This window comes from Stenotrophomonas sp. 1337 (assembly GCF_031455455.1).
GTDB lineage: Bacteria > Pseudomonadota > Gammaproteobacteria > Xanthomonadales > Xanthomonadaceae > Stenotrophomonas > Stenotrophomonas indicatrix.
Map to the genome: position 1 here is coordinate 308,980 of NZ_JAVDSR010000003.1, position 6,837 is coordinate 315,816.

Below are 6,837 nucleotides of genomic sequence, written 5' to 3' on the forward strand. Positions count from 1 at the left end.
GGAGGAGGGACAGGGGCCCCCGGGGGAACCCGGCCATTGGCGGATGGCCGGGCTTGTTGCGCTCAACGCAGGTTCGCTGCGAAAGCGGTCACACCGTGGATCACTCGCCGCCGCCGGTCCCACCGCCGGTGCTCGGCTGCGCCACGGCCAATGCCAGGCTGTTGGCCTGCAGGTTGCCGGTACCCGATGCCACGTTCACGCCGATGTTGCCGGATGCGCCGGAGAACGCGCTGCCGGACAGTGCCGAGGTGTTGGTCGCATTGACGTTCACCCAGCGGGTGGTGCTGACCGTGCCACTGAGGCTGGCATACAGGTCGGCCACGCCCAGCTCGACGAACTGGCTGGTGCCGCTTTCACGCGTATCGAAGCCCAGGCCACCCACTCCCGGCCGGTTCGGGTTCATCGTTGCATTCTGGATCTCGTTGTCCAGATCGATGTGCCCGGTCGCATTGCCACCCGGATGCGGCAGATCGCCACTCCACGAATCGAGGTAGTAGTTGGCCATCTGGTAGGCATTGCCGGTGCCGCGATAGGTACCGGCACCCACGGCCAGGGTACCGCCTGCGACGCGACCGCTCAGGCCGACCTGCACCGTATCGGTGTAGGACTGCACGAAGCCGGCGTTGGACACGGTGTTGCCGGTGGACACCTGGTTGGAGCTGATGCTCGACTGTGCCATCGCACTGGTTGCCACCGAGGCTGCGAGCGCGTTCTTCTGCTCGTTGTTGTTGCCCGAGGCGATGTTCACGCCGATGTTGCCCGAGGCACCGCCGAAGGCATTGCCACCGAGGCCGGCGGCGTTGGTGACGCCGGAGTTCATGGTGGTGTTGCCGAAGCCGGCCTGGTTGACGAACACCTCGGCGTCGGCCATGCCGAAGCTGAAGGAAGCATCCGCAGCGGACAGCGACGCAGCATTGTCCTGCGCGTTGTTGTCGCCGGCCACCACGTTGAAGCCGAGGTTGCCGGAGGCACCCGCACCGACATCATCGGCGATCGATGCACTGTTGGTGACCAGGCTGTTACCGGTGAGGTTGTTGCTGATCGACTGGCGGTTGTCGATCACGGCGATGGCTGCCGAATCCAGGTCGATGTCACCGGTGATGGTCGGATCGCCGGAGAAGTTGATGTCCGAGCTCAGCCGCAGATCCTTCTCCAGGTTCACGTCGACGCCGTGGTTGTTCTTTTCCTTGCGCTCGTCGGCCTGGATGTTGCTGTTCTTCTGCACCTGCTCGTTGACGTTCACCGTACGGGTACGGCTCACGTTCGAGGTGTCGGTGTTGTTGCGTACCGTGGTGTTGGTGCGGGTCCAGTTGCGGACTTCGTTGTCGGTATGGTTGTGCGTGTCGTTGCGGGTTTCGGTCACGACATGGTTGTGGTTGATGTTCGCATTGGCATTCTGGTTGTCCCAGCCATTGGCCGCAGCAGCGGTCGAGGCAGTGGCAATTGCCATGGCGAGTACGGTCTTTTTGACAGTCGCTTTCATGGTGCCCTCTCTCTCATCAGGTGATTGGTTCGGGTGGGTGGTACTCACGGGTTGCCCTGCACGACCAGGCCCAGAACATTGGCCGTATCGTTTCGCGCTCCCGCGATCTGATTGAGTTGCAGGACACCGTCGAAGCCCCGCAGTGCCGTCGACGAAACGCCGACACTGCGGATACCCGCCGCAACACCGTCACCGGTATCGCCCTGCCCCCCTGCTGACGCGATGTCCGAGGCGGCCAACGCCGTGTCATCGGACTCGCGTATTCCTTGCCGGGCCAGCGTCGCGCTGACGACGTTGAGCGTCGTGTTGGCGATGCCGCTGGCCTGGTTGATCGATGCAATGCCGCTGGCGCCTGCCAAGGCCTGTCCGGCGATGTGCGCGCTGGCTTCCAGCGGTGCCGAAAGCACGACGTCGTTGCTGTGCTGCTGGCGCGCAGCGATGGCCACGTCGGCGCGGTCGCCGCTGGCCATGCCATGCAGATTGGCCTGGATGTTGAGATCGCCCGCCGCCTGGTTGATGGTGATGGCACCACTGGCACCGGCCAGCGCGCGACCGTCGATGCGGGTTACGTCGAGGTAGGCCAGCATCCCGCTGTAGTCGTCGGCCAGCGCTGTGGCGGGCAATGCCAGCCAGGCCGCCAGCAGCACTGCGCGCTTCACTTGCCACCCGCCTGCGCCGGAGCGCCCAGCGGGAACTGCGACAGTGCGCCACGCACGGTATCGCCGATGCCGCGCGTGGTATTGCCGACCGCTCCCAGCGGGCCGCTCATCGCACCGCTGAGGCTGCTGCCGCTCATCATCCCCTCGCCCGAGCGTCCAAGGGTTCCGCCCAGGGCCTGCTGCGTCACCCGCTCGACAGTGGTGACGCCGTGCGCGTGCACGCTGCCGGTCTGGCCAGCGCCGAGGCCGGCGTAGTCGTCATCGCTGAGTTCATCCATGCCGCTGGCAGCGCCGCTGCTGCCGAGTGCGGCGGCGATCTCATGCTGCGGTTTCGGATCGGCGATCAACGCCACGCCGGGCGGCGCCATGCGGTAGGCCGGGCGCGTAGACACGTCGCGCAGCAGGACGATCTCACCCGGCTGCGCCTTCACCCCTTGACGGGCACCCGAAGCCGCAGCCGCCAGCGGAACGGCCAGCACCAGCAGCAGCGCAAGCCGCCGGCCAGAAACAGTGAAAAGGGTGGTGCTGCCGTCCATGCCGCTCTCCCGTTGCATATGCGCAGGGAGAGAGCAGCTTTCGTGCCAACACCGGAAGTCCGTCGCAGCGGGGGTTTGACGGGTAACACCGCGGCGGCATGACGCCACAGTGTTACAACTTCGTTCGGATTCCGTTCGCCTTAACGCGCAGGAAACACCACTGCGCAAGGCGCCATCGGGGCTGTATCAGTAGTGTTACAGGTACTGATACAGCCCGTTGCAGTGCCGCTTCAGGCGCGCGGCGGACTCGGGTCGGGATCATCGATGCCGACGTTGGTGGACGGGTTGTCGTACACCGTCTGGTCGAGCAGGCCGGTTTCCTTGGCCACCAGCACCGGCACCAGCATCTGTCCGGTCACGTTGGTCATCGTGCGCATCATGTCCAGGATGCGGTCGATCGCATACAGGTAACCGATGGTTTCCAGCGGCAGGTTGGCCGCACTCAGCACCACCGTTGCCATGATCACCGCCGTACCCGGCACGCCGGCGGTACCGAAGCTGCCCAGCACCGAAGCGATCAGCACCACCACGTACTGCTCCGGCGTCAGCGGCACACCGCTGTACTGGGCGATGAATACCGCGCACAGCGCCGGATAGATCGCACCGCAGCCGTCCATCTTGATGCTCGCGCCCAGCGGCACCGCGAACGAACCGTAGTCCTTGTTCACGCCCAGGTTGTGGGTGATCGAGCGCAGCGCGACCGGCATCGCCGCGAAGCTGGAGGAACTGACGAAGGCCACCTGCATGCCCGGCGCCGCGCCACGGAAGAACTTCAGCGGATTCAGGCCATGCGCCAGCAGCAGCGCGCTGTACACCACCACGATGTGCAGCGCGCAGGCCACGTACAGCGCCAGCACGAAGTGGCCCAGCGGCAGCAGCTTCTCGAAGCCGTAGCTGCCGACCAGGCCGGCAATCAGGCCGAAGGTGCCGATCGGGGTGACTTCCAGCACGAAGCGGGTCACCTGGATCATGATGTCGCTCATCTGCCCGACCAGCTTGCGCGCCTCGGTCACCTTCTCGCCAAGCTTGACGATGGCAAAGCCGACCAGGCCAGCGAAGAAGATCACCGGCAGGATCGAACCACGGCCCGCGGCCAGCACGGTCTCGCCGGCGGCGTTGACCTTGGTGCCGATACCCGACAGCGCGTAGAACACGTTGGATGGCACCACATCCAGCAGCACCTGCACCACGCTGGGTACTTCGCGCGGCACATAGTTGCTGGCCATCGACAGCTGCAGGCCACCGGCGCCGGGCTGCAGCACCGTACCCACGCCCAGACCCACGCATACCGCCAGCGCGGCAGTGATCACGAACCACAGGAACGTGCGCCCGCTGAGCGCGGCGACCGATTTCTGGCCGTGCAGCGAAGAGATCGCGTTGATGACCGCGAAGAACACCAGCGGCACCGCGATCATCTTGATCAGCGTGACGTACAGCTCGCCGAGCGGGCCGAACCAGGTTTCAGCAGCTGGGCCAAGCGCCCAGCCGGCCAGCGCACCGAGCACGAAGCCACCGACCACGCGCTGCCAGAATGGAATCCGCAGCCAGGCAGAGACCAGCTTCATAGGCAATCCAAGGGGGTAGGAAGGGATGCTGGCACGATAGCCCAAGGCGGCCCGCAGAACGACCGCCCGCGTGGCAAATCAGTGTGTCATCGGCGTGCCTTGCGAGGCCGGGCATAATGAACGTCCCGTTACACTTTGTGAGATCCCAGCGTCCATGCGCCGTTCCGTCTCCCTGTTGGCCGCCTGCGCCACGACCCTGCTGCTCGGCGCCTGCGCCAGCACCGCTCCCGCGTCCGCCCCGGCCGGCCTGAAGGTCACCGTTGCCCCCGTCGCCCACCCGGCCGGTGAAACCCCGCAGTGGTGGTACCGCAGCGGCGCTGCGCAGGCAGCGGCGAACGGCGCGATGGCTGGCAAGGCCAAAAACGTCATCCTGTTCCTCGGTGACGGCATGAGCCTGACCACCGTCGCCGCCTCGCGCATCTACGAAGGCCAGCAGAAGGGCGGCTCGGGCGAAGAGAACCTGCTGTCGTGGGAACGCTTCCCCGCCACCGCGTTCAGCAAGACCTATAACACCGACTCGCAGACCCCGGATTCGGCCGGCACCATGACCGCCATCACCACCGGCGTGAAGACCCACATGGGTGCGATCGGCGTCAGTGCCGGCAGCCGCACCGACTGCGCCGACAGCCTGTCCAAGGGCCTGCTGACCTGGCTGCAGCTGGCCGACAGCGCCGGCCTGGCCACTGGCGTTGTCTCCACCGCGCGCCTGACCCACGCCACGCCGGCCGCGACCTATGCGCACTCGCCTGAGCGCAACTGGGAAAACGACACCGACCTGACCGAGGCGGCCAAGGCCGCCGGCTGCAAGGACATCGCCCAGCAGCTGCTGTCGACCTCGCGTTACGGCCGCGGCCCGCTGGTCGCCCTGGGCGGTGGTCGCGGTGAGTTCACCACCGTGGAAGAGCGCGACCCCGAGTACGACGACAAGGTCGGCCAGCGCCTGGACGGCCGCAGCCTGGTGCAGGAATGGCAGCAGGCGCACCCGCAGGGCGCCTACGTCTGGAACAGCAAGCAGCTGCAGGCCGCCGCCAACGCTCCGGCGATCCTCGGCCTGTTCGAGCCTGACCACATGCGCTACGAGTACGAACGTCCGCAGGACCCGGCCGGTGAGCCGAGCCTGGCCGAGCTGACCGCTGCGGCGATCAAGAACCTGTCGCGCCATCAGGAAGGCTACGTGCTGATGATCGAAGGCGCGCGCATCGACCACGCCAACCACAGCGGCAACGCCTACCGTGCGCTGACCGAAACCGTGGCCCTGTCCGATGCCGTGCGCGTGGCCAACGAGCTGACCTCGGCCGATGACACCCTGATCATCGTCACTGCCGATCATTCGCACACCCTGAATTTCGTCGGCTACCCGGCCCGCGGCAATCCGATCCTGGGCAAGGTGAAGGACAAGGGTGGCGAAGATGGTGCCGGCAAGCTCGACTACGCGCTGGATGGCAACGGCCAGCCGTACACCACCCTGAGCTACGCCAACGGCCCCGGCCATACCGGCACCAGCAACCAGCAACCGGCCGGTCCGAAGCGTTACCCGCACAACCCCAGCAGCTTCGAGCCGGCCAACGGCCGCCCGAACCTGCACGACGTCGATACCGAGCATCCCGACTACATGCAGGAAGCGCTGGTACCGATGAAGTCCGAATCGCATGGTGGCGAGGACGTCGGCATCTGGGCACGCGGCCCGGGCAGCAAGGCGATCCGCGGCACCCTGGAGCAGAATGCGATCTACCACATGATCGTGCAGGCCACCCCGGCCCTGCGCGATCGCCTGTGTCAGGCCGGCACCTGCGACGACAAGGGCGTACCGGTGGAACTGCCGGCACCGGCCACCTTCGAACGCAAGGCCGAGGCCAAGTGATGGCGCGGCCAGCAGGCTCTGCGCTGGGCAGCCTCCGCCGTGCGCGCTGGCTGGCCCTGCTGGGCGTGCTGGCCAGCCCCTGGGCGTCGGCGCAGGGCCCGGCCTGCAAGGTCATGACCGAAGAGCACGGGTTGTGGATGCTGCCCGGCTGCGAGGTCGTCGATGACAAGCCGCAGATCAGCGCGGAGACCCTGCAGGATCTCCCCTACGACGGCGATGGCCTGGCGCTGGTACAGACCGCCGATGGTTTCCACTACGTCGACCGTCGCGGCCGCAGCCAGGCGGTGATCGCCTGGGACAACGGCGCAGACCCCCTGCAGGAAGGCCTGTTCCGCGGCCGCATCGGCGATCGCGTGGGTTATTTCAACGCTGCCTTCGAGCAGGTGATTGCGGCCACGTTCGATTTTGCCTGGCCGTTCCAGGATGGCGTGGCCGAGGTCTGCAACGGCTGCCGCCGCGGCATGCCCGATGGCGACGGGCATACGCCGATGGAAGGCGGCGAGTGGTTCCGCATCGATCGTTCCGGTCGCCGGCTGAAGTAAGGGGTTTATCGGCAGGGCGGCGCCCTGCACCTGCCGAACAACGGCAACGGCCGAAGCAACAGCCAAAGCGGCATTCCGTGGGATGGCGGGGCGGTGTCGGATTGCGGGGACGCCGCAAGTACGTCCTTGTAGGCTTGGCAGCCGCATCCATGCGGCTGACACCCCGCAATCCGACACCGCCCCACCTTCGA

General features: G+C 66.5%; 6 protein-coding genes. 2 read left to right on the top strand and 4 right to left on the bottom strand.

What is annotated here, in order from left to right:
• Nucleotides 1-100 precede the first annotated feature (100 nt).
• The 4 genes from J2X70_RS07440 to J2X70_RS07455 all read right to left on the bottom strand — a co-directional run bounded on the left by J2X70_RS07440 (nt 101) and on the right by J2X70_RS07455 (nt 4,243).
• Nucleotides 101-1,483 (bottom strand): hypothetical protein, encoded by a 1,383-nt coding sequence (locus tag J2X70_RS07440; RefSeq protein ID WP_025876071.1) that lies wholly within the window; start codon nt 1,481-1,483, stop codon nt 101-103.
• Between the two features lie 44 nt (nt 1,484-1,527).
• The gene (locus J2X70_RS07445) at nt 1,528-2,142 is read right to left on the bottom strand and encodes a hypothetical protein (protein WP_309909664.1); all 615 of its coding nucleotides are present in this window, start codon (nt 2,140-2,142) and stop codon (nt 1,528-1,530) included.
• Nucleotides 2,139-2,678 carry a hypothetical protein gene (locus J2X70_RS07450; protein WP_025876068.1) on the bottom strand — a complete coding sequence of 180 codons (540 nt, stop codon included), beginning with the start codon at nt 2,676-2,678 and terminating at the stop codon, nt 2,139-2,141. The genes J2X70_RS07445 and J2X70_RS07450 overlap by 4 nt, the downstream gene beginning before the upstream one ends.
• 230 nt (nt 2,679-2,908) lie before the next feature.
• Nucleotides 2,909-4,243: a dicarboxylate/amino acid:cation symporter gene (locus J2X70_RS07455; protein WP_025876066.1), complete on the bottom strand. Its 1,335-nt coding sequence runs from the start codon at nt 4,241-4,243 to the stop codon at nt 2,909-2,911.
• A gap of 154 nt (nt 4,244-4,397) precedes the next feature.
• Between J2X70_RS07455 and J2X70_RS07460 the strand changes: the two genes are divergently transcribed.
• Together J2X70_RS07460 and J2X70_RS07465 are read left to right on the top strand one after the other, a co-directional pair.
• On the top strand, nt 4,398-6,104 hold the full coding sequence (locus J2X70_RS07460; protein WP_093820692.1) for an alkaline phosphatase: 1,707 nt from the start codon (nt 4,398-4,400) through the stop codon (nt 6,102-6,104).
• Nucleotides 6,104-6,646: a WG repeat-containing protein gene (locus J2X70_RS07465; protein WP_309909666.1), complete on the top strand. Its 543-nt coding sequence runs from the start codon at nt 6,104-6,106 to the stop codon at nt 6,644-6,646. The genes J2X70_RS07460 and J2X70_RS07465 overlap by 1 nt, the downstream gene beginning before the upstream one ends.
• The last annotated feature ends 191 nt before the right edge of the window (nt 6,647-6,837 follow it).